A 23,311-nucleotide genomic window follows, 5' to 3' on the forward strand; every position below is an offset into this window, starting at 1 on the left:
TTTGGTATGTTTGGCAACATCGCCTCGGCGTTTAGTTGAGTAGAATGCTAGGGTATTAGGTAGTTATTGCCACTAAAAGCGGAGCCTATCGTGCTGCCATTCGAACATCTCTATTCCACCTTGCCTGAACCCCTCTGGGTCGCCACCCAAGCAACGCCTGTGGCCAGCCCGGAGCTGATTGCGTTCAATGCGCCGCTTGCCCATGAGCTAGGGGCCACAGAGCTACCTGACTCTACAACGCTTGCCGATTGGTTTAGCGGCAACCAGCCCATGCCGGATGCCAAGCCGGGCGCCTTAGGTTACGCCGGGCATCAGTTCGGCAACTTTGTGCCGCAACTGGGCGATGGCCGTGCGCTGCTGCTGGGCGAAGTGATCGATCAGAATGGCGTTCGCCGCGATGTGCAGCTAAAAGGCAGCGGCCGCACGCCGTTTTCCCGCGGCGGCGATGGCCGTTCGCCGTTAGGCCCCGTGCTGCGTGAGTACCTGGTCAGCGAGTTCATGGCGGCGATGGGAATTCCCACCACCCGTGCCCTTGCGGCCGTGGCGAGCGGCGAGCGAGTGGTACGGCAAATGGCTGAGCCCGGCGCCGTCTTTACCCGCGTGGCGAGTAGCCATATTCGCGTGGGTACCTTTCAGTTTGCCGCTGCACAGCGGGATGAAGCATTGCTCAAAGCCCTGGCGGATCATGTGATTGCGCGCCACTACCCGGATGCCGCCAACGCAGAAGATCCCTATATGGCGCTGCTGGAAGCGGTGGTCGCTCGTCAGGCGGTGCTGATTGCTCGCTGGATCAGCGTCGGCTTTATTCACGGCGTGATGAATACCGATAACTGCAGCATCGCCGGCGAAACCATCGATTACGGCCCCTGCGCCTTTATGGAGCAGTTCGATCCGCAGAAGGTGTACAGTTCCATCGATCAAGGCCGACGCTACGCCTTTGCCAACCAGCCAGCGATTGCTCAGTGGAATCTGGCCCGCTTTGCCGAAACGCTGCTGCCGTTGATGCGGGAAGAGGGCGACGCGGTCGTGGAGCAGGCCACTGACGCCATCCGGCGCTTTGAATCACTGTTCAGCGCCGAGCAAGTCCGCCTGCATGCCGATAAGCTCGGTTTAGCGGCGGAAAGCCCTCAAGCCGAAGCGCTAATGGAAGGTCTCGAAAGCCAGATGCATCAGGGGCGGATGGACATGACCGCCACCTTTGACGCGCTCACGCAATACGCTTCCTCGCCGAGCGATGAGTACCGCCAGGCACTGCTGGCGCTGACGACTCAGCCTGGCGAGTTGACCGCGTGGCTGGATACCTGGCAGCAAGCGCAGATAGCCAGCCAAGATAGTGAGCGTTTTGCGGCCATGCGAAGCGCCAACCCGGTCATTATTCCCCGCAACCACCGGGTTCAAGAGGTCATTGATGCCGCTTACGACGGTGACTTTACCCCTTTCCATACTCTGCTGGCGGTCGTCACCCAGCCATTCGATGACTCCGTGGAAGCGCGTCGTTTAGCGGCGCCCGCCACGGAAAATGAGCAGGTGCTAAGAACCTTCTGTGGCACATAACGCCTATGCTAGACTGTGTTTTTTTACAGTTGGAAGGCTAGCCGGTGCGCAAAATCATTCACTGCGACTGTGACTGCTTTTATGCAGCAGTGGAAATGCGCGATAATCCCGCGCTGCGGGATATACCGATTGCGATTGGCGGCAGCGTCGAGCAGCGCGGGGTGGTCGCCACCTGCAACTATCCCGCCCGCGAATTTGGCATTCACTCGGCCATGCCGATGGCTCAGGCACTCAAGCGCTGCCCGCATCTCACCGTGATCCGCGGTGAGATGGCCAAATACAAAGAAGTTGCCCGCCAGGTCTTCGCCATTTATCGCGATGTGACTGAACTGATCGAACCGCTCTCCCTGGATGAGGCCTTTCTGGATGTCTCGGAGGTCACCCAGCATCACGGCAGCGCGACGCTAATGGCTGAAGCGATCCGTGAACGGGTCAGCCGCGAAGTGGGGATCACCGTTTCGGCGGGCGTAGCGCCCAACAAGTTTCTGGCCAAAATTGCCAGCGACTGGAACAAACCCGACGGCCTGTGCGTGATTACGCCGGATAAGGTCGATAGCTTCGTACAACAGTTACCGGTCAAGAAAATCCACGGGGTAGGGCCCCGCACGGCCGAGAAACTGGCGGGGCTGGATATCCACACCTGCGCCGACCTGCGTACCCGCACGCTGACCGACCTGGTCGAGCACTTTGGCCGTTTTGGACGGCGACTGCATGAGCTGAGCTGGGGGCGGGACGAGCGCCCGGTGAAAACCCACCGGGAGCGCAAGTCGGTCAGCACCGAACAGACCTACGCCCAGGATTTACCCAACCTCGATGCCTGCCACCGAGAGCTACCCGCGCTGATCGAAGATTTAGAGCGCCGCTACGCACGGCTTGACCCGCCACTGGCGGTGCGCGGGTTAATCGTAAAAGTGAAGTTCAACGACTTTACCCAAACCACCGTCGAACACGCCGACCCCGCGCCTAACCTGGAGCAGTTTGAAACTCTGCTTAACGTTGGTTGGGCCAGGGGCGAGCGGCCCGTCCGCCTGCTTGGAGTAGGGTATCGACTGGCGGACAACAGCCAGGAGCATCAATTGTCGCTGTTTTAATTAGCCTGTTAATCCTTTTGTCGATTGACGCTCATGCAGGAGCGCGTTAAAACAGATGTATGATAGGCGGCGTAAATAATCATGTTTCACATTAGCCGTCTTCCTGCCTTTTTAACGCGCGAGCCTTGCCATGTCTGCTAATGCTGCCCAACGTCCTCGTTTAGTGTTTGCCCATGCCAATGGTTTTCCGGGCTTAAGCTATCGCAGCCTGCTGAACCCACTGGCAGAGACCTTTGATCTGCACCCTCTGGATCGCCTGGGTCACCACCCTGACTACCCCGTTAATCATAACTGGGGCAACTTGGTGGATGAGCTGCTGAGCTACCTACCCGAGACGGATACGCCGCTTCTGGGCGTGGGGCACTCTTTGGGTGGCACGCTAATGGCCATGGCCGCGGATAAGCAGCCCGAGCGCTTCTGCGGGGTGATTATGCTTGATCCCCCTTTGATGCTGGGCAAGGACGCCTGGGCAATGAAAGCCGCCAAGCGGTTTGGCTTTGTGGATCGGGTTACCCCTGCTGGAAAAACCTTGGGGCGGCGCACCGTGTGGCCGAGTCGCGAAGCGATGGCAAGCTCGCTGGGTCGCCGGGGGCTGTTTCGTCGCTTTACCCCGGAGGCGCTCAACGACTACATTGAAGCAGGGACGCGCTTGCTAAATGATGGCAGTGCAGAGCTGACCTTTGACCCGAGTATTGAGGTGGAAATTTTCCGCCACCTGCCGGATCACCTATCGCGCCTGCCGCAGCGTTTGGGCGTACCGTTAGAACTGGTGGCGGGCAAAGAGTCCCACCTATTGACCGCTTCACGTATAAAACGCTTGAAGCGTAGAGGGCTATCGGTGAGTGAAGTCCCCGGTACGCATATGTTCCCGATGGAGCATCCGGACGAGACCCGTGCCGCTATTTTGGCTGCCTGGCAGCGTTTATCCAGCGTCCGTCAGCCCCAAAACACAGCGTAAGGAGGCGTTATGTATCTTTCCGTACAGCTTAGCTATTACCCGTTGGCCGATGACTTCAAGCCGGTGGTCAAAGAGGTGGTGAAACGCCTTGAGGCGACAGGATTGGAAGTACACCCGAATCGCATGAGCACCCAGGTATTTGGCGAGTTCGATGCTGTGATGGCAGCGCTAACTGAGGTGATGAAGTGGTCGTTTGAGACCCATGGCAAAGCGGTCTTTACGGCTAATTTCCTCGAAGGCGATCGTCGGCCACGCTAATCACGCAGCATAGGCAACGCCGTCCACTGGGCGGCGTGTCGTTGTCTGGTTCGTTCGCGTCGCTATGGGACATAAATGGTTCCCAAATGACTGTAGTTTAATCCCTATACCAATCAAAAATAGGGGTTAAAAGAATGTTCCATCCTGCTGATTTAAATAACAAATTCCCTCATTCAGGTAAAAAACTTTCGATAGCGCTAGGGGCACTACTCGTCAGTGGCTATGCGCATTCCCAGTCGGTCAGTATGGACTTCTCCAATGAGTATAATGCGTCCTCCATTCATGCTCAGGGCGATGCCTATTTTATTGATAAGCTTGCCGAATTAACCGATGGCGAAATTGATATCACGCTGCATACGGGTGGCTCGCTCGGCTTTAATTCCGGCGATCATTTTTATGGCGTGGCCGATGGCGCCGTCGAGATAGCTGATACCCTCTCGGGCACCATGAGCGGCATCAATTCGCTGTTTCTACTCTCTTCGCTCCCCTTTATTGTCGACGATGTTGCCGATGCGCGGCGACTTTATGACATAGCAAAACCCTATTACGAAGAGGTGTTCGCCGATAATAACCAGGTGCTGCTGTATGCCTCGCCCTGGCCGCCGAGCGGTATCTGGTCGGAAGACGAGGTCGCGAGCCAGGACGATCTTGAGAGCCTGAAGATTCGCACCTTTGACCGTAACGGTACCGAGACATTTAGAAATGTAGGTGCCTCGCCGGTCAGCCTGTCCTGGGCCGATGTGGTACCCCAACTGGCCACCGGCGGTATCGAGGCGGTGTTAACGTCCGCCGAAGCGGGGGCCAATGCCAGCTTTTGGGAGCACCAGAATTACTTTGCCGGGGTTCAGTACGCCATTCCCCTTAACATGGTGCACATGAATCGCGATGCGTTCGAATCGCTTACCGACGCTCAACAGGATGCGGTCATGGAAGCGGCCAGCCTGACTGACCAACACAACTGGGAAGCGGTTGAAACGCGTACCGAAGAAAACTACCAGACGCTTAGTGAGCACGACGTCGTGATCAGTGATCCCGTCTCGGACGAGTTGCTAACGCCTCTCAAGGAAGCCGCCAGTGGCGTGGTCGAGAGCTGGCTGGAGAATACCGGAGATGACGGCGAGTCGATCTTGAGCGAGTTCCGAGGCGCCGAATGAGGGCGCTCAATGTCATTGAGCGTATCTCTAAACTGCTCAATAGGGTCGGTGCTGTCATTGCCGTGCTGCTCATTATTTATATGCTCGGCCATATCCTGTTAGAGATAGCGCTGAGGCTGTTTGGCCACTCGACGTTTATCCTCGATGAGTATATCGGCTATGCCGTGGCTACTATGTCCTTTTTAGGCCTGCCTTATGTGCTGGAGAAGGGCGGGCTGATCCGTGTCTCTCTGCTTCTGGAGCGCTTTCCTGAAACCATGCGCTGGCCGCTGGAGCTATTCAGCAGCTTGGTAACGGCAGGTTGCTTTGTGTGGCTCTCGACCTTCTGGTTTCAGAATGTTCTGCGTAGCTACAGCCGCGGCACCGTCAGTGAAACCATGGCAGAGACGCCTATTTGGCTGCCGGAGAGCGCCATCCTCGTGGGCATGTGGTTAATTTCCATCACTCTGTTAGTCAGAGCCCTAAAAATAATGGCTCTGCGTTCAGGCTACTCGTCTAGCGTCAATTGAAGCAGCGACTAATAGGAAAGGCGTTATGGATATTTTTTGGTCGGCCGTCGGGGTCGGCGTACTGCTGTTGTTCTTTTTGTCGATGGGCACCTGGATTTTTGCATCCATGCTGGCCGTGTCCATCGGCTCGCTTTGGCTGTTTGGCGACTTCGGTGCTGATCGTATTGGCCTGATTTTCTCGCGAATTCTCTACCGTGCCAGTAATAGCTGGGAGTTATCGGCCATCCCGCTGTTTATATTGATGGGCGAGCTGATTTTTCGCTCCAACATTTCCGAGCGGCTTTTCAAAGGGCTGGTGCCGATCACCCGCCATTTGCCGGGCGGTATTCTCCACACCAACGTGCTTGGCTGTACGCTGTTTGCGGCGGTGAGCGGCTCCAGCGCGGCGACGACCGCGACGATTGGCAAAATCACCACCCAGGAGCTGAAAACGAGGGGGTACGATCGCAACCTATCGATCGGTTCGCTGGCGGGCGCCGGTAGCCTGGGGCTGTTGATTCCGCCTTCGATCGTGATGATCGTCTATGGCGTTCAGGCGGAAGTCTCTATTAGCCAGCTGTTCATGGCGGGGGTAGTGCCGGGTTTGTTAATTGCGCTGCTGTATAGCGCGTATATCGGCGCGAGGACCTATTTGTCGCCGTCGTTGGCACCCAAGCAGGCAGCGACTGACCAGAGCGTAGGGCAATCCATTCTGCTTCTGCTGCCCGTGCTGGTGTTGATCAGCATCGTGATTGGCTCTATCTATAGCGGTATTGCCACGCCCTCGGAGGCGGCGGCGGTGGGCGTGGCCGCAACGCTGGTGCTGCTTGGCGTCGAGCGCCAGCTTTCGGCGCGGCTGTTTATTGAGGCGTTCAGAGGCACGTTAATCACCAGTATCATGGTGTGCAGCCTGTTGATTACCGCCACGTTGCTCTCCACGGCGATGGGCTACCTGCACCTGCCCCGGGAGCTTGCGGAGTGGATCGCCGCGCAAAACTTTACCCCGATGTCGTTGTTGCTGGCGCTGGCGGTTTTCTATGTGGTGCTGGGGCTTTTCCTGGACGGTATTTCGATCACCGTGATGAGCCTGCCGATTACGCTGCCGATCGTACTGCTGGCGGGGTTCGATCCCATCTGGTTTGGCATCTTCCTGATCATCATGATCGAGCTTGGCCAGATAACGCCTCCAGTCGGATTCAACCTGTTTGTGCTGCAAAGCCTGACGGGGGAAAGCATCAGCCGGGTGGCCTTGGCAGCGCTACCTTTCTTCCTGCTGATGTGCGTGGCGGCCTTGATCATCAGCGTATGGCCGGATATTGTTTTGTGGCTGCCTCGCTTCATGGCGCAATAAACCGGTTAGGTATCCACACAAGTAAAAACGCCGCCCCAAATTTGGGCGGCGGTTTGGTTCTTGCTGACTAACGCTTAATTACACCAGTGAATCCAGGCAGGACTCAATAATATCCAACCCTTCATTGAGCACGTCATCTTGAATGGTGACGGGCATCAGGAAGCGGATGGTGTTGCCGTACATGCCGCAGGAAAGCAGGATCAAGCCCTCTTCGCGGGCTTTCTTGCACAGCGCGGCAGCCAGTTCAGGGTTAGGCGTGTGATCGGCTTTGTTCGACACCAGTTCAAAGGCAGCCATGGCGCCCATGTTGCGCACGTTGTCGATGCAATCAAACTTATCTGCCCAAACGTTGAAGCGCTTGGCCAGCTTGTCGCCCAAAGCCTGGCTCTTCTCCAGGATGCTCTCTTCTTCAAACACTTCCATGACCGCCAACGCGGCCGCACAGGCGGTAGGGCTGCCGGTGTAGGTGCCGCCCAATGAGTTAGGGCCTGAAGCATCCATCACCTTGTCAGTACCCACGATGGCGGAGATCGGCATGCCGTCGGCCATACTCTTCGCCATGGTCATAATGTCCGGCTCAACGCCGCTATGCTCAATGGCAAACATTTTGCCGGTACGGCCAAAGCCTGACTGCACTTCATCGATGATCATCAGCATCCCGTGCTCATCGCAGATCTCACGGATCTTGGTCAGGAAGCTGGTAGAGGCCGGGTAGAAGCCGCCTTCGCCCAGCACCGGTTCGAGCACGATGGCCGCGGTATCTTTGGGGTTGGCATCGGTTTTCAGCGTCATTTTCAGGCCGCGAATAGCTTCGTCTTCGCTAACGCCGTGGTAAGGCACCGGGTAGGGCGCACGGAAAACGGTGCCCGGCATGGGGCCGAAGTCGCTCTGGTAAGGCGCCACCTTGCCGTTCATGGCCATGGTGAAGAAGGTACGGCCGTGGTAGCCGCCATCGAAGCAGATAACGTTAGAACGGCCAGTGGCGGCGCGGGCGATCTTGACCGCATTTTCCAGCGCTTCCGCACCCGAGTTGGCCAGCATGACTTTGGCATGGCCACGAACGGGCACGATGTGACTGAGTTTTTCCGCGACTTTCACGTAGCCTTCATAAGGCATGACCGTTTGGCAGGTATGCATCAGCTTATCGAGCTGGGCTTTTACCGCTGCGACCACTTTGGGGTGACGGTGACCTACGTTGAGTACGCCAATGCCGCCTGCGAAGTCGATAAAGCGGTTGCCGTCCGCGTCCCAGATTTCAGCGTTTTCAGCGTGGTCGGCGAACGCCGTTGCGGGGCTTGCAGCGCCAGCAGCGACGTATTTATGTTTTAGCTCGTTTAGTTCGGCATTGCTGCTCATGGCTTACTTCCTAATTGATGAGGATTGATCTTTTAGCATAGTGCTTAATAGGGGTGCCTGATAGGGGCCTGATTGTGAAGTTTAAAAGCGTTGCCTACATGGATGACGAGGCAATGACAACACGGTTGCGCCCCGTCTGTTTAGCTTGATACATAGCTTTATCAGCACGATCAAGTAGCCGTTTGCCCGAGGCTTCAACGTAGCTGGCAATCCCCGATGAGAGCGTCATCGTTAATTGGTGCTTAGTAAACGTTTGTTGCGCGACGCTTTCACGAATGCGTTCCATGCCTTGGTAGGCTTCTTCAGAATTTACGCCTGGCATAATGATTAAAAACTCTTCACCGCCCAATCGTATGTGCAAATCGGTATCGCGCAGTACAGCACTCACTAAGGAGGTGATCTGTTGTAAAACGCTATCGCCCGCGCTGTGCCCATAGGTATCGTTGATCGCTTTGAAGTCATCCAGGTCATAGATCGCGATGCTGAAAGGTGTTCCATACCGCTCGCAGCGCTTGATCTCTTCATCCAGGCGCTGCAAACCGGCACGACGGTTGAGCAGCTCCGTTAGCTCATCGTGGTGAGCCATATGATCCAAGCGCTCATTAGCCTGCTTGAGCCGCTCTTCTAGCTGTTTGCGCTGGGTAATGTCGATTATGAAAGTGACTTTACGCGGTTCGCCGTCGTCAGCCTCAATACGCGCAGCTTCGGCGATGATGGTGCGTCTTCCGCCGTTTTTGAGAACCACATCCCACTCTTGGCGCAGCTCTTGATCCTCGTTGCCCTGCATAAACTCAGTATGCAGCGCTGATAAAATCGCATGGTTCTCTTCGGGCACTACGTGGGTAAGGTGCTGGCCTAAAAGCTCTTCCTGCCGGTAGCCATAAAATTCACAGTAAGCTGGATTGACCATTTCAAAGTGACCCGAAGGGGTTGTAATACAGATTCCAATCGGTGCCGCTTTGATAACGTTTTCGGTATTGCGCTTTGAGCGGTTAAATAACTGGTAGAGTCTGTCGAGACTAATCTCTTTCATACACCGCTCCTGAGCTGCTATCTACTTCATTTTTTAACCCCACTAATAGCGGAACAATATTGGTGCACAAAGTGTTAATCGCCGGTTTTGCGTAGTAGAAACCCTGCTGCTGGACAATGCCAGCCCGTGCTAGCCATAAGGCTTCGGCACGAGTCTCGACACCTTCGGCGATAAGAGTCATATCGAGCTCTTGGGCGAGCAGGATGATCGCGTTTAACAGTGCTTGGCGGCGAAGATCCTTATCGCAGTTCATCACCAGCTCACGATCGATTTTAAGTTTATCGGGGGTTAAGTCAGTGAGCAGGTCAAGGTTGGCGTAACCATTGCCAAAGTCGTCAAGCGCCGTTTTAAAGCCCATGGAGCGGTAGGCATTAATAATATTGCACAGGTGTTGCCGGTCGCGGACGCGCTCGGTTTCGGTGATTTCAAAAATAAGCCGATGGGTAGGCCAACCCACCCGTTTTGATACCGCTAACGTTGCCTGGATGCAGGCTTCGGGCTCATAAACGGCGTTAGGCAGAAAGTTGATCGAAAGGTCGGTTTGCATATCCAGTGCGCTGGCCATTTCGATTGCTTTTACCCGGCAGGCCTGATCAAAACGGTAGAGGAGCTCATCAGTCACTTGCGAAATGACGCTCCAAGCGGATTCACCGCACGGCCCACGAACCAGTGCTTCATAGGTGACGATTTGGGCCAGCGATAGATCCACGATTGGCTGAAAGGCCATGGTGAACTCAAAGGGCAAGTCGCCTTCACAGCGTTTGCAACTGCCATTGACGCGTGCGCACTGGCTCATAGCTGCTCCTGAGGGATGGGTGTTGGATGGCGCTGTTAATGCCATAACATTAGATAGATTAATGCCTATAGCCTATGTTGAAGCATTCAACGCTCTTAACTTTAGGTCTTAATATACGTTTTGTATAGCTTTTGTACAACCATGGGTTGCGAAGCATTAGCCAGGTGCCTGCTTCTTGGCTTGCAATATTGGTCTGTTCTTTTGGCTTAAAAAAAGGCGCCAAGTAGGCGCCTATAAGAGGGAAGTGCATAAATCGAGTGCATAAACCATTAGTGCTATTAAATGATGCCTGCTGCGCGAAGCGCAGTGCGCTGCTCCAAGCTAATACCAAGTTCTTCCAGCACGCTTTCCGTATGTTGGCCTAAGTGAGGCGGCGCCGTAGTGGCGCTCATTTGGGCACCGTTAAAACGGATAGGGTTAGCGACCAGATCCACCTGACCTGCTTGGTCGTGGGGCAGGGTCTGCTTAAGTCCGCGGGCTTTCACATGGGGGTCGTCGAACACCCGATCCAGCGTATTGATCGGCCCGCAGGGAACGCCTACGGCTTCAAAAGCGGCTAGCCATTCATCAGTGCTGCGCTGGGCCAACGCCGCTTCCAGCTGCGGAACGAGCAGAGCACGATTGTTTACCCTGGCGCCATTGGTGGCAAAGCGTGGATCTTCCGCCAAAGCCGGTAGCGAAAGCACCGCGCAAAAACGCTTGAACTGCTCGTCGTTGCCGACAGCCATAATCATATGGCCATCCTGGGTGGCAAACGCCTGATAAGGCACGATGTTGGGGTGAGCGTTACCCAATCGCTGGGGCACATTGCCGGAGGTGAGGTAATTGAGTGCCTGATTGGCGAGTACGCCTACCTGCACATCCATTAATGCCATATCGATATGGCAACCCTCGCTGCTATCACGGCGCTGATAAAGCGCCGCTAAAATTGCATTAGCGGCATATAACCCGGTGAATATATCGGTAAAGGCGACGCCACTTTTTACCGGGCCACCGCCGGGTTCACTGTCGGGCTTGCCAGTTAGGCTCATGATCCCGCCCATGGCTTGGATCATAAAGTCATAACCGGCGCGGTGAGCGTAAGGGCTCTCCTGGCCGAAACCGGTAATCGAACAGTAGATCAACCTAGGGTTGAGCGCCTTTAAGCTGGCGTAATCCAGCCCGTAGCGTTTCAGGCCGCCAACTTTAAAGTTCTCTATCAGCACGTCAGAGTTAGCGACTAGCTGCTTGATCACTGCCTGGCCTTCGGGCTTGGCCATATCGACGGTCAGCGAGCGTTTACCTCGGTTAGCGCACAGGTAGTACGCCGACTCTTCGCTGCCCGCCAGCCAAGGAGGGCCCCAGTGGCGGGTGTCATCGCCGCTACCGGGGCGCTCTACCTTAATCACATCTGCCCCCATATCCGCGAGCATTTGTCCGCACCACGGCCCGGCCAGTACGCGGGAAATATCGAGTACTTTTATACCGGCCAGTGGTTTGGTTAGCTCGTTCATAGAGGCTCCGTTAATAAGTGACAAGTGATCAAGGTGCGGTGATTAAAAGAACGACTGAATGCCTGTCTGGGCGCGACCCAGAATCAGAGCGTGTACATCGTGGGTGCCTTCGTAGGTGTTTACCGACTCCAGATTGACCATATGGCGAATAACACCGTATTCGTCGGAGACGCCGTTACCGCCGTGCATATCGCGAGACTGGCGGGCGATATCCAGCGCTTTGCCGCAGTTGTTACGTTTGATCAGAGAGACCATTTCCGGTGCCCAGTTGCCGCTATCCATCAGGCGGCCCACCTGCAGGGCTGCCTGCAAGCCCAGGGTGATCTCGGTCTGCATATCGGCGAGCTTTTTCTGGATCAGTTGGTTGGCAGCCAGCGGGCGGCCAAACTGCTTGCGGTCGAGGGTGTATTGGCGCGCTGCGTGCCAGCAGAACTCGGCCGTGCCCATCACACCCCAGGCGATGCCGTAGCGGGCTTTGTTGAGGCAGCCGAAGGGGCCTTTCAGACCACTGACGTTGGGCAGCAGGTTCTCTTCGGGAACGAAGGCGTTATCCAGCACGATCTCACCGGTAATTGATGCGCGCAAAGAGACTTTACCTTCGATTTTGGGCGTGGTGAAACCTTCGGTGCCACGCTCGACAATAAAGCCTTTAATCTGATTGTCGTGAGCCGCTGATTTCGCCCACACCACCGCGATATCGGCAATCGGACTGTTGGTGATCCACATTTTGGCGCCGGTCAGGCGGTAGCCGCCGTCAACTTTTTCCGCCCGGGTAATCATGCCACCCGGATCAGAGCCGTGATCGGGTTCGGTCAAACCAAAACAGCCGACCATTTCGCCGCTGGCAAGCTTGGGCAGGAACTTCTGCTTCTGCTCTTCGGAGCCGTAGGTCTCGATGGGGTACATCACCAGCGAAGACTGCACACTCATGGCCGAACGGTAGCCGGAGTCTACGCGCTCTACTTCGCGGGCAATCAAACCGTAGGCTACGTGGTTAACGCCTGCGCCGCCGTACTCGGGGGAAACGGTGGCGCCCAGCAGGCCAAGCTCACCCATTTCGGTCATGATCTCGCGGTCAAAGCGCTCTTCACGGAAGGCGGTTAGCACGCGGGGCTGAAGGTTTTCCTGGCAGTAGTCGTAGGCCGCATCGCGGATCTGGCGCTCTTCATCGGTGAGCTGTTGTTCCAGAAGTAGCGGGTCGTCCCAGTTGAAATGCGTCATGGCGTAGATTCCTCGGATAGTGGGAAGGAATAGATGCAAAATAGCTTGCAGCCAATGTATCGCCGTTTTTTTAAAATATCTACATTTTTTTAAAACGTAGAACTTTGGTCTGGGACGAAGAGCCGAAACGAAAAGCTCAGCCGATGCCGCGCTCTTGAAGGACGCGGGTAATGATCGGTACGGGGGTCATCAGGTGATCGCGCATCAGGGTGTCGGCTTCGGCGGTATCGCGCGCCAGAATGACATCGACCAGCGCAGCGTGCTCCTGGCGCTTAAGCTCCAGCGCCTGGGACGACATCACGGTTTCCTGCAACCACAGATGGCGGTAGCGCTCTACCTGGTCAAACAGGGTGTTGCGCATTTGCAGTAGGTGAGGGGAGTTGCAGCCGCTGGCAATGGCGGTATGGAAGGCTTTGTGGCGCTGATCCCAGATGTCGAGCAGGTCGTTGGGGGTGTTGATGTCGGTGACCTTGGCCAGCCGATGTGCGGTAGCCAGCACCGTGGCTTCCCAGTCGTCGTCGCCGCGCTCTATAGCTAAGCGCAGGATCAGCCCTTCAAGCTGAGCCCGGGCGTCGTAAATATCGTTGAGTTCGGCCAGCGACATGGGCGCTACCCGGTAGCCGCGCTGGCTGATCGCGACCACAAGGCGGTCAGAGACTAACTGTGATAGCGCTTCCCTTAGCGGCCCGGTGCTGGCGCCGTACTGCTCTTTTAGTCGGCTCATCAGCAGCTTCTGCTCAGGTGCATAGCGGCCACGAATAATGTCGTGCTTGAGTTGGCGATAAGCACTAATGGCGAGGTTTTGCCGCGGCGCGCCTTTATCCCGACTATTTTCCTCTTTAAAACCGGGCTCCATAGCAGTGTGGCTCCTATCCTGAATCAATAATAACGGTGGGGTGGGCGAAATTGACGGCCATTATCAATAAATAATAACAATTCGGCATAAAATAAGACATTTATGCGGGATTTCAGGATTTTAATAGCTGGCTATTCGATCCAACTGCTGGGCGGTTACACCTTCTGAGGCACTCATGGCTGTATGAGGTAAAGGCACTGCTGCGCTGATAACGCCCTATTAGCATCCAACGCATAAGCCGTGCTAACTTCACCTCCACCGCTTCCGGTTCGTCGTGACGGCAGCCAGAAGCTGGGGCTTCAACACCTCCTTTTTATCGTCAACCATACCTATAAGTCCAAGCAGGACGGAGGAAATGCTCATGAAAACTCTACGCTCTCTATACGCCACAGCCGCTGCCGCTTCTATGCTCGCGGTTGCACTTCCAGCAAGCGCTCAACAACTCTCAATCGCGACTGGCGGTACCGGTGGCGTTTACTACCCTATCGGCGGTGGTTTTGCCGAAATGATCAACAACCATATCGAAGGCGCTCAGGCGACTGCTGAAGTGACCGGTGCCTCGGTTGAAAATATGGGCCTGATCATGCGCGGTGACGCGGATCTCGCCCTGGCTCTGGCCGATACGGTCTATCAAGCCTATACCGGCACGGATGATTTTGAAGGCCGCCAGATTGAAAATACTCGCGCACTGGCGTCGGTTTATCCCAACGCGGTACAGCTGGTGACCCTGGCCGAGTCGGATATCGAATCGATTGCTGATCTAGCGGGTAAGCGCGTTTCCGTCGGTGCACCGGGTAGCGGCACCGAGCTGAACGCCCGTGCATTGCTTGAAGCCAATGGCATTAGCTATGAAGACTTCACTCCCCAGCGCCTTAACTTCAACGAAACCGCTGATGCCATTCGCGACGGTGATATCGACGCCGGCTTCTGGAGCGTTGGGCCACCCACCAGCTCGATTCTCAACCTGGCAGCCACCCGCGATATTCGCCTGATTGGCTTGTCTGATGAAGAGGTAGCCAATGCCCAGGAAGAAGAAGCGGTATTTGCTCCCTACCAACTTGCTGCGGGTATGTACGACGGTATGGACGAAGCCGTTCAGACCATCGGTATCCCCAACGTGCTGGTCGTTAATGCCGATATGGACGAAGAGCTGGCTTATCAACTCACCCAACTGCTGTTTGAAAACACCGATGAGCTGATTGCGGTTCACCCGGCGGCTAACGACACCACCGTTGAGTTCACTATGGAGTCGACCCCCGTGCCGCTGCACCCGGGCGCACTGCGCTATTTCGAAGAAGTCGGTGCTGAAATCCCGGATCGTCTGCGTCCTTAATCGTGTAATGATATTTTCATAATCAGATTGCCATAAGGACATTGCCATGCAGTGGCAGCGACGACTGATGGCGCTACTGATTGCATGTTGTCCGTTCGCCGAAGTGGGGGCTTCCCCCGCTTCGGCGTCGGCGTTTATGCGCCTAGCCGTGGTGACCGAACAAGGCGACACGCTAGTGGATGAAGCGGTGCCGGCTGACGGTCGCTGGTGTATTAAGTGGCAGCACTCCGTTGAACATTTCACGGTGCTGGACTGCTATCGTAATGTAGCGGGCGTCATGCAATTAGAGCGTAGCCATCAACCCGATTTCGCCGCAGGGCTTGGGCATATTTTTGGCCGCGGCGAGCAGGTATCAGACGGTGAGGGCGGTTACTGGATTAATGCCATTAACGAGCCTGTAGCCAATAACCGTTATGTGTTGAGGGTAGGTTCACCGGCTGTTAATCATCGTGTGGTGTGGCCTGGCGGTGAGCATGCGCCAGTGAGCCTCAGTGAGCACGCCGCTGGACAACGCGTAACCATTCAGTTGATAGACCCTCACGCATCCCCGCGTGAATAAAAACGACATTAGTTAACGCTTCCGAGGACTTCATGAGCGAATCCAATCAACCGTCGAGCGTGGTGCCCGGCGGTAATGTGATTCAACCCCGCATGGTGCTGTGGTCGATCACCATTGTGGCGGTGGGTCTTTCCCTGTTTCAGCTCTACTCTGCCGGTATTCAGCCCTTAGGGCTTTTTTATCAGCGCAGTATTCACCTGGCACTGATTATGGTGCTGGCATTTCTAATGTTTCCAGCCTTTGGGCCCACTCGCAAACGTGGTGTATTGGGCTGGGGGCTTGATCTAGTGTTTTTTGCCGGGGCGATTCTCACCGGTGGTTACTTGGTACTCAACCTGGATGAGATTTTTAGCCGTGCAGGGTTCTGGAATGAGACCGATATTCTGGTCGCCTGTATTGCCACGGTGACGGTACTGGAAGCCAGCCGTCGCGCGGTAGGTTTTGGTATGACCGTGATTGGCCTCTTGGCGATTGTGTATGCCTTTGCGGGGCCGCGGGGCGAGCTGCCGTGGCTTGGCGAGTGGATGCCGGGCATTCTGGAACACCGCGGATACACCATTGATCGAGTTGCCGGTCAACTCTACTTGGGGCAAGAGGGTATTTTCGGCCTGCCGCTAGGCGTTGCGGCGACCTATATCTTTATTTTTGTCCTCTTTGGTGCTTTTTTGGAGTGCACCGGGGCGGGTAAATTCTTTATCGATATGGCCTATGCGGCGACCGGCCGCCAGCGTGGCGGGCCAGCCAAGGCGGCGGTATTGGCGTCGGCGGGCATGGGCTCGATTTCTGGCAGCGCGATTGCCAACGTGGTCACCACCGGTGCTTTTACCATTCCATTGATGAAGCGGCTGGGCTACAAAGCCAAGCAGGCAGGTGGTATCGAAGCGGCGGCCTCGACCGGCGGGCAAATCATGCCGCCGTTAATGGGGGCCGGGGCGTTCCTGATTGCTGAGTACACCAATACGCCGTACCTGGACATCGTCAAGGTCAGTATCCTGCCAGCGATCATGTATTTCGCGACGGTGTACCTGTTTGTGCATATCATCGCTCTCAAGCAGGGCATGCAGGGGCTACCCAAGGATGAACTGCCGCAGATGCGCCAGGTCATGAAGGATGGCTGGCACTTCCTGCTGCCGTTGGCGGTGCTGGTCTGGCTGCTGGCGATGAGTATGTCGCCCATGCGGGTAGGCTACTACGCAGTGATCACCATTTTGGCGGTAGCGGTATTGCGCTATGTGCTGTGGTTCTTCTTTGTGGCGCCCAGGCAGGGCCAGCCAGTGACCGCAACGGCCGTTAAAGACGTGGTACGTACAGGCTTTGCCAAGCTGATCGAGGGCTTGGAACTAGGTGCTCGCAATGCGGTAGCGGTTTCCATGGCCTGTGCAGTCGCCGGGATTATCGTTGGGGTAGTGGGTTTAACCGGCTTGGGACTGAAATTCTCCTCCATGATGCTGGCTTTCTCCGGCGGCAACCTGGTATTGGCGCTGGTGATGGTACTGTTGGCAAGCTTAGTACTGGGGATGGGGCTGCCCGTTACCGCCAGCTATATCGTGCTCATCGTCCTCGTCGGCCCTGCACTGACAGCCGAGTTTGGTGTGCCGCTGCTGGTCGCCCACCTGGTCGTGTTCTGGTACTCCCAGGATTCCAATGTGACGCCTCCCATCGCCTTGGCAGGCTTTGCCGGGGCGGCGATTGCGGGCAGTAAGCCGATGGAAACCAGCTTTCAGGCGTGGAAGTTTGCCAAAGGGCTCTACCTGATCCCACTGTTTATGGTCTTCAACCCTGAGATTATCATTGGTGGCCCGGTGCCGGTGGTCATCTGGAATGGAGTGATTGCCATTCTGGCATTAGGTGCCTTTGCCGCGGCGCTGGAAGGCTATCTGTTTACCAAAATGTCGTGGCTACCGCGCATCGCGATTACCGCCGCGATCTTTGGGGTGTTCTATCCCAATCTGATGACCGAAATTGCTGGTGTCGCGGTCATGATCGTCGCCATTGGCGCTAACTGGTTGGCCAGTAAGCGCGAAGTACCTGCGACCCCCGTTAGTGGTTAAACGTTAGGCGACCCTATATACAGACCCAAAGGTAGCCAGTAACAGAAAAGGCCCGGAGAGATAATCTCCGGGCCTTTTGCTTGGTGGGCCTTTTGTTTGGTGTGCTACAGGATTGGCTGGTTTAGAAGATCGAGTTAGAAGATCGACTCAGCGGTGCCTGAACCCTCAGAACCACTGGCTTCTTCCAGCTCGCGGCTAATGCGGCGCTGCTGGTAATCCGGCAAGTGATCCTGGTGGAACAGCTCGGTAATCCCGCCAGACTGGCCATCTGCTAAGCGTTGGCCGGAGTCAGGGTCAACGCGAGCGGTGACCACCGTTGCTGGACGTTCAGGCACGGCGTTCGGCGTACCTTCCAGGGCATCCCCCATGAATTCTACCCAGATAGGAAGCGCGGCCTGAGCCCCATATTCAGAAATGGTCTCGTTGCTGTCCTTACCGACCCAAACCGTAGTCACCAAGTTGCTGTTGAAGCCCGCAAACCAGGCGTCACGCTGGCTGTTGGTGGTGCCAGTTTTACCGACGATATCCTCACGGTTAAGGCTCAGTGCGCCGCGGCCAGTGCCCGAGGTGATAACGTCACGTAGCATATCGCGTAGAATGTAGACAGCGGCTGGGTCGGCTACCCGTTTGGCGATCGGGTATTCGCGGCCATCAATTTCCACCGTCTCCTGGTCTTCGGCACAGCTGGGGCAGGCAACCTGCGGCGTGGCTTCATCAATCAGCTCATTGTCGTCGTCACGGGTAACCCGCTCAATAAACCAGGGCGACACCTGGAAACCACCGTTGGCGAGCACCGCGTAAGCGTTGGTCATTTCCATCGGCGTTAAGCTCGCGCTGCCTAGCGCTAATGATAAGCCACGAGGGAGCTGGGCGGGAGAGAAGCCGAAGCCCTCCAAAAAGTTAATCGTGTAATCCAGCCCCATGGTTTGTAGAACGCGAATAGTGACCAGGTTGCGCGAACGGGCAAGGGCTGGACGTAAGCGCATAGGGCCTTGGAAGTCACGGCTGGAGTTGACCGGCCGCCACAATGAGTTACTGCCATCGTCAAGCACCACGGGCGAATCATTAACGACGCTGGCGGCGTTCATCTCTCCATCCTCAAGGGCCGCTAAGTAAATAAACGGCTTGAAGATAGAGCCTGACTGGCGTCGTGCCTGTACAGCACGATTGAACTTGCTGGCGTTAAAGTCGAAACCGCCCTGGAGTGCCAGGATAGCACCCGTTTGAGGGTCTTGAGCGACCAGCGAGCCTTCGGTATCCGGCTGTTGAGAGAGGCGTAGCGAACCGTCTTCATTCTCAATGACGCGCACCATATCACCCCGTACGGCAATCTCCTCAGCCGAGCTGGGTGCAGCTCCGCGGCTCCGCGGGCTCAGGTAAGGGCGTGCCCAGTTCAAACCTTCCCAGCCGATCGTCTGTAGACCATCGTTGCGAGTTAGCACCTGCATTTCGCGGCCGCTACTTTCTACCACGATGGCGGGTTGAAGCAGGCCATAATTGGGCGTGCGCTCAAGCACCTGAACCCAGTTGCTGACGTCGCCCTCGATCCCTTCGACTTCCGTTTGGCTGCGCTGGGCGGCTTGGCGTGCGGTTTGGCGAATTTCGGGAGACTCAGAAAGCTCCTCCTCCAGGCCTTGGGTCGCGGTTTGCTCCTGGGCCTCGACAAGGCTTGCCGCAATCTCACGCTGCTCCGGCCCGCGCCAGCCATGGCGAAGGTCATAGGCCGTCAGGCCGTTGGCCAGCGCTTGGCGGGCAAAGGGCTGCAGCTCGCTATCAATCGTAGTGTAAATACGATAGCCACCGGTGTAAGCGTCATCGCCAAAGCGTTCCACGGCATACTGACGTGCCATTTCGGAGACATAGGCGGCATCGACTTCAGCTTGGGTATAGTGGCGGCGGGCCGTTACAGGATCCTGAACCGCTGTCTGATAGGTGGCATCATCGATGTAGCCGAGTTCGCGCATACGGAACAGAATCCAGTTGCGACGAATCAGCGAACGCTCGGAGTTAGCCAGCGGGTTAAAGGCAGAAGGTGCCTTGGGCAGCCCCGCAATCATGGCCGTTTGCGCTAGGCTAAGCTCGGCGAGGGGCTTGTCGTAATAGGTTTCGGCGGCGGCAGCGATACCGTAGGCGCGATTGCCCAGGAAAATCTTGTTCACGTAAAGTTCGAAGATTTCCTCTTTATCGAGTATCTGCTCCATTTGTAGTGCCAGCAGGATTTCACGAATTTTACGCGTAAACGTCTGATCGAGTGTCAGCATATAGTTACGCGCGACCTGCATGGTGATCGTCGAGCCGCCCGATTGGATATCGCCACTCATCGCAAGTTGAACCACCGCCCGCGCCAGGCCTCGCGGGTCGACACCGGCGTGGTCAAAATAGCTGGCATCTTCGGCGGCGATCAAGGCATTGATCATATCCTGCGGAATTTCATCAAAATTGATCGCCATGCGGCGCTCTTCGCCGAACTCGCCAATCAATTTACCGTCTTGGGTGAAAATACGTAGCGGTGTGTGCAGTTCGAAGTCCTGCAGTTGGCGAACGTCGGGCAGCCCTGGGGCAAAGTAAATGGCGGCCCCCACCACGGCTAAGGCGGTGGCGCCCACCAACGAGACGATGAGAAAAAACAGCGACACAATAAGGGTTCGAAGAAACGTCATGTACGAAGAGCACCCTGGGAAGAATGAAAAGATCGGCATCTAAACGGCCGTATCATGCAATTGGCAGCCATTATAGGAACCTGAAGCGGCGGCCACCAGTGTTGATATGCGCTAAGTGGGTTCGCGTGTGACGGAACTAAAAATCATGTAACCTCAAATCACATGTGAAAACGGGCGACAAGCAGGTGGAGCCAGACCCAATATGCGCTTTCTAAAACCTGGTAAAGGGTTGATTGGCGTCGATATTACCTCGGCGACCGTCAAGCTGCTTGAGCTAAAACAATGCCACGATCATTACCAGGTAGAAAGCTATGCCGTGCGACCACTTCGCGAAGGGGCGGTTGTGGAGCGTCGAATTCGCGATATCGATGGCGTTGCCAGTGTGCTTAGTCGTGCACTAGAACACGCTAAACCCTCTACCCGTAAAGCTGCAGTGGCTGTTCCCGCTAGCGCCGCGATTACCAAAACGCTGAGCTTCCCTATCGGGCTAAGCGATGAGGAGATCGAAGAGCGCATCGTGGCCGAATCCGACCGCCATATTCCATTTCCGTTCAATGAAGTGGCATTTGATTTTGAGTGCCTTGGCCCTGCGCCCTTTGACGATGAGCACCAGCAGGTAGTGTTGGTCGCCTGTCGGCAGCAGGATGTGACGCAGCTCACCGACACGCTAGAACAGGCAGGTTTAAAGCTTGCGGCAGTGGACGTGGAGACCTTCGCCATGGAGCGTTCACTTGCCGAGCTGCGGCGCCAGCTTAAGGTGGAGAATGACCCTACCGCCTGCTTTGGTCTGGTGGACATTGGTGCCAATATGAATGCTTTCCACGTCGTCCGCGGCGGGCATATCGTTTATACCCGCGATACGCTGTTTGGCGGCCGTCAGCTCACCGATGCGATTCGCGACCGCTACGATTTAAGCATGGAGGAAGCGGGTTTCGCCAAAGAGCGCGGCGGGCTACCCGATGATTACCATGAGCGTGTTCTCAACCCTTTTTTGGAAACCGTGGTGCAGCAGGTGGGGCGTTCCCTGCAGCTCTATTACACCGCCGGGCGTCAGCAAGAAGTGCAACACATCGTATTAGCGGGCGGTTCGAGTGTGATTCCAGGGCTTGCCGAGCGCATTGCTGAAGATAGCGGTATGTCGGTGACCATTGCCAATCCCTTCCAGAACATGCGGATGAACAAGCGCTTGAACCTTCAGGCGTTGACTAGCGATGCCCCAGCGATGCTTACCGCGGGTGGCTTGGCCATGAGGGTAAGTCAATGAGACATGGTCAATGAGAGTTAACCAATGAGCATGACGATTAATCTTCTGCCCTGGCGGGAAGCGCAGCGTGAACGGCGAACCCGCAAATTCTACGTCGTGGTGGCGGGCATGCTGGTGGTGGGTGTAGTACTGGGCCTGCTGGTCGCGCATTTTTACCAGCTCAAGCTGGCAGCCCAGCAGCAACGTAATGCTTACATTAGTAACCATATTGAGCGTCTTAATGCCGATATCGAGAGCGTCTCACGCTACTCCAGCGAAGCCGAGCGTTTAGGCGAGCAGATCGCGGTGTTTCAGGCGCTGCAGACCGAGCGAACGGATGCTGTGCAGCTGTTTAATGATGTGGCAGAGAGCGTGGCCAATGGCGTCATTTATCAACGCTTATCGAAGAGCGGGAATAACGTCAGTGTTACTGCGGTGGCAGGCAGTGATCGCCAGGTTTCCGAGCAACTGCGCCGCATTGCCGCTCTACCGGGGTTGGCTGTGCCCTCGCTATTGGCGGTAGAGAGTGAGCAAAACGGCTCAGGCCGAGTATTTCGTTTTGATGTGGAACAGACCACCGCAGCGCTGCCGCAAGGCGTTGAGGAGGCGCTTCCATGACGCTTAACCGCGAGCAGTGGGCTATTGAGTGGCAGCACCTGTGGGATGTCGACTGGCGGGATCTAGACGTTAAAGAGGCCGGCGGCTGGCCGTGGCTATTAAAAGTGCTGTGCTGCTGCTTGGCGCTGCTGGCAGCATTGAGCGTCATGCTGTGGCTAGTGGTGAGTGAACAGCGCGAGGCCTTGATGGTCGCCCAGCGCCAAGAAGCCAGGCTGCTGAGCGAATACCGCAGCAAAGCCTCGCAAGCGGCCTTCCTGCCGGAAATGCGCGATCAGTTGGCGACTCTGGAAGGGCAGGTGGGGCGCTTGCGTACCATGCTCCCTACCGATGCAGAAATCCCCTCGCTGCTGGATAGCATTAGCGATGCCGCCGCCGATAACCGCCTGACCATTGAAACGATTCGGCTGCGCACAGCGCAAGCCCAGGCCCATTATGTCGAGCAGCCGCTGGATATACAGGTGCGTGGCGGCTATCACCAGTTAGCGCGCTTTAGTGCCGATATCGCCTCGCTACCCCGCATGGTGACCCAGCACGATTTTAACCTGGAACCCGCCGATGGCCGCGGCGAAGCGCTGCGTCTTTCGCTTTTGGCCCGCACCTACCGCTATGTGGAGGAGAGCGACCAAACCTCCACAGAGGGGGCGCAGGCGCCATGAGAGCTGAACAACTGCTTTTTGTAGCAACAAGAAGGACAAGAAGGGCAACCTCGGCCGTCACCTTGACGGTCTCCGCGGTGGTGCTCACCGGCTGTGCAGACGCCGACTTGGCTCAGCTTGAAGGCACGCTGGCCGATATTCGTCAGACCCCTGGCGGGCAACCGCCAGTTATGGCTGTCGCGCTGCCCGAAAACCAAGATTTATCCTACTTGTATAGCGACGGGCGTAGCCCTTTTTTGCCTCCCGACGAGATTGCTCAGGATAGCGCTGATCGAGGCGAAGTTGCGCTCGCTCCCGACCGGCAGCGCGCGCCAGAGCCGCTGGAGCGCTTCTCACTGCAAGAGCTGCGATTGGTCGGTACTATGCGTATGGGAGAGCGACAAGTGGCGTTGATTGCATCGCCGGATGGCAACGTGACCAGCGTCAAAGAGGGTAACTATATGGGCACCGACTATGGGCGTATCGCCCAGATCAACGCCCAAGAAATACGCGTTACCGAACGGGTGTTCACTCAGCCTGAAGGGTGGCAGGAGCGGCAAGTGTCACTAGTCATCAACGAAAACAGCGAGTAAGCGGATACAG

At 56.3% G+C, this 23,311-nt stretch carries 21 protein-coding genes; 14 read left to right on the plus strand and 7 right to left on the minus strand.

Features of this window, described 5'->3' with window-relative positions:
* Positions 1–90: 90 nt before the first annotated feature.
* The 7 genes from E0L35_RS17020 (at position 91) to E0L35_RS17050 (ending at position 6,854) form a co-directional block, all read left to right on the plus strand.
* On the plus strand, positions 91–1,554 hold the full coding sequence (locus E0L35_RS17020) for a protein adenylyltransferase SelO (RefSeq protein WP_171051179.1): 1,464 nt from the start codon (positions 91–93) through the stop codon (positions 1,552–1,554).
* Between the two features lie 44 nt (positions 1,555–1,598).
* Positions 1,599–2,645 (plus strand): DNA polymerase IV, encoded by a 1,047-nt coding sequence (gene dinB / locus E0L35_RS17025; RefSeq protein WP_138800935.1) that lies wholly within the window; start codon positions 1,599–1,601, stop codon positions 2,643–2,645.
* 130 nt (positions 2,646–2,775) lie between these two features.
* Entirely contained in the window at positions 2,776–3,603 is an 828-nt protein-coding gene (locus E0L35_RS17030; protein ID WP_138800936.1) for an alpha/beta hydrolase, read from the plus strand.
* A gap of 9 nt (positions 3,604–3,612) precedes the next feature.
* Complete coding sequence (locus E0L35_RS17035; RefSeq protein WP_039858708.1) at positions 3,613–3,861, plus strand: YkoF family thiamine/hydroxymethylpyrimidine-binding protein; 249 nt, start codon at positions 3,613–3,615, stop codon at positions 3,859–3,861.
* Positions 3,862–3,995: 134 nt separating this feature from the next.
* Entirely contained in the window at positions 3,996–5,015 is a 1,020-nt protein-coding gene (locus tag E0L35_RS17040; RefSeq protein ID WP_009286756.1) for a TRAP transporter substrate-binding protein, read from the plus strand.
* On the plus strand, positions 5,012–5,524 hold the full coding sequence (locus E0L35_RS17045) for a TRAP transporter small permease (protein WP_022520019.1): 513 nt from the start codon (positions 5,012–5,014) through the stop codon (positions 5,522–5,524). Before E0L35_RS17040 ends, E0L35_RS17045 begins: the two co-directional genes overlap by 4 nt.
* 25 nt (positions 5,525–5,549) lie before the next feature.
* Complete coding sequence (locus tag E0L35_RS17050; protein WP_138800937.1) at positions 5,550–6,854, plus strand: TRAP transporter large permease subunit; 1,305 nt, start codon at positions 5,550–5,552, stop codon at positions 6,852–6,854.
* 78 nt (positions 6,855–6,932) lie between these two features.
* Here E0L35_RS17050 and gabT read toward each other — a convergent pair whose 3' ends face one another.
* The 6 genes from gabT to csiR form a co-directional block, all read right to left on the minus strand.
* A complete protein-coding gene (gene gabT, locus E0L35_RS17055) occupies positions 6,933–8,210 on the minus strand; it encodes a 4-aminobutyrate--2-oxoglutarate transaminase (protein WP_138800938.1) in 1,278 nt (425 codons plus the stop codon).
* A gap of 94 nt (positions 8,211–8,304) precedes the next feature.
* Positions 8,305–9,243, minus strand: a complete 939-nt coding sequence (locus tag E0L35_RS17060) for a sensor domain-containing diguanylate cyclase (protein WP_138800939.1) — start codon at positions 9,241–9,243, stop codon at positions 8,305–8,307.
* The gene (locus tag E0L35_RS17065) at positions 9,230–10,039 is read right to left on the minus strand and encodes an EAL domain-containing protein (RefSeq protein ID WP_138800940.1); all 810 of its coding nucleotides are present in this window, start codon (positions 10,037–10,039) and stop codon (positions 9,230–9,232) included. Before E0L35_RS17065 ends, E0L35_RS17060 begins: the two co-directional genes overlap by 14 nt.
* A 278-nt stretch (positions 10,040–10,317) precedes the next feature.
* Entirely contained in the window at positions 10,318–11,532 is a 1,215-nt protein-coding gene (locus tag E0L35_RS17070; RefSeq protein WP_039858709.1) for a CaiB/BaiF CoA-transferase family protein, read from the minus strand.
* A 42-nt stretch (positions 11,533–11,574) separates the two neighbouring features.
* Positions 11,575–12,753, minus strand: coding sequence for an acyl-CoA dehydrogenase (locus E0L35_RS17075; protein ID WP_039858710.1), 1,179 nt, complete (start codon positions 12,751–12,753; stop codon positions 11,575–11,577).
* Positions 12,754–12,889: 136 nt separating this feature from the next.
* On the minus strand, positions 12,890–13,609 hold the full coding sequence (csiR, locus tag E0L35_RS17080; protein ID WP_138800941.1) for a DNA-binding transcriptional regulator CsiR: 720 nt from the start codon (positions 13,607–13,609) through the stop codon (positions 12,890–12,892).
* 361 nt (positions 13,610–13,970) lie between these two features.
* Between csiR and E0L35_RS17085 the strand changes: the two genes are divergently transcribed.
* The 3 genes from E0L35_RS17085 to E0L35_RS17095 are packed head-to-tail and all read left to right on the plus strand — an operon-like array spanning position 13,971 to position 17,552.
* Entirely contained in the window at positions 13,971–14,942 is a 972-nt protein-coding gene (locus tag E0L35_RS17085; protein WP_027957372.1) for a TAXI family TRAP transporter solute-binding subunit, read from the plus strand.
* Between the two features lie 46 nt (positions 14,943–14,988).
* A complete protein-coding gene (locus E0L35_RS17090) occupies positions 14,989–15,501 on the plus strand; it encodes a DUF1850 domain-containing protein (protein WP_009286764.1) in 513 nt (170 codons plus the stop codon).
* A gap of 32 nt (positions 15,502–15,533) precedes the next feature.
* A complete protein-coding gene (locus E0L35_RS17095; RefSeq protein ID WP_138800942.1) occupies positions 15,534–17,552 on the plus strand; it encodes a TRAP transporter permease in 2,019 nt (672 codons plus the stop codon).
* A 134-nt stretch (positions 17,553–17,686) separates the two neighbouring features.
* Here the strand turns inward: E0L35_RS17095 and E0L35_RS17100 are convergent, their stop codons facing one another.
* Positions 17,687–20,212, minus strand: coding sequence for a penicillin-binding protein 1A (locus E0L35_RS17100; RefSeq protein WP_039858713.1), 2,526 nt, complete (start codon positions 20,210–20,212; stop codon positions 17,687–17,689).
* 202 nt (positions 20,213–20,414) lie between these two features.
* Between E0L35_RS17100 and pilM the strand changes: the two genes are divergently transcribed.
* Genes pilM through E0L35_RS17120 form a run of 4 tightly spaced genes read left to right on the plus strand, consistent with a single transcriptional unit; the run spans position 20,415 to position 23,301 of the window.
* Entirely contained in the window at positions 20,415–21,476 is a 1,062-nt protein-coding gene (pilM, locus tag E0L35_RS17105) for a type IV pilus assembly protein PilM (protein WP_022520008.1), read from the plus strand.
* Between the two features lie 24 nt (positions 21,477–21,500).
* On the plus strand, positions 21,501–22,073 hold the full coding sequence (locus E0L35_RS17110; protein ID WP_022520007.1) for a PilN domain-containing protein: 573 nt from the start codon (positions 21,501–21,503) through the stop codon (positions 22,071–22,073).
* Positions 22,070–22,729 (plus strand): type 4a pilus biogenesis protein PilO, encoded by a 660-nt coding sequence (locus tag E0L35_RS17115; protein ID WP_022520006.1) that lies wholly within the window; start codon positions 22,070–22,072, stop codon positions 22,727–22,729. Before E0L35_RS17110 ends, E0L35_RS17115 begins: the two co-directional genes overlap by 4 nt.
* Positions 22,726–23,301, plus strand: a complete 576-nt coding sequence (locus tag E0L35_RS17120) for a pilus assembly protein PilP (protein ID WP_022520005.1) — start codon at positions 22,726–22,728, stop codon at positions 23,299–23,301. The genes E0L35_RS17115 and E0L35_RS17120 overlap by 4 nt, the downstream gene beginning before the upstream one ends.
* Positions 23,302–23,311: the final 10 nt, after the last annotated feature.

The sequence above is a fragment of the Halomonas sp. ATBC28 genome, assembly GCF_005937175.1.
Classification (GTDB): Bacteria; Pseudomonadota; Gammaproteobacteria; order Pseudomonadales; family Halomonadaceae; genus Vreelandella; species Vreelandella titanicae.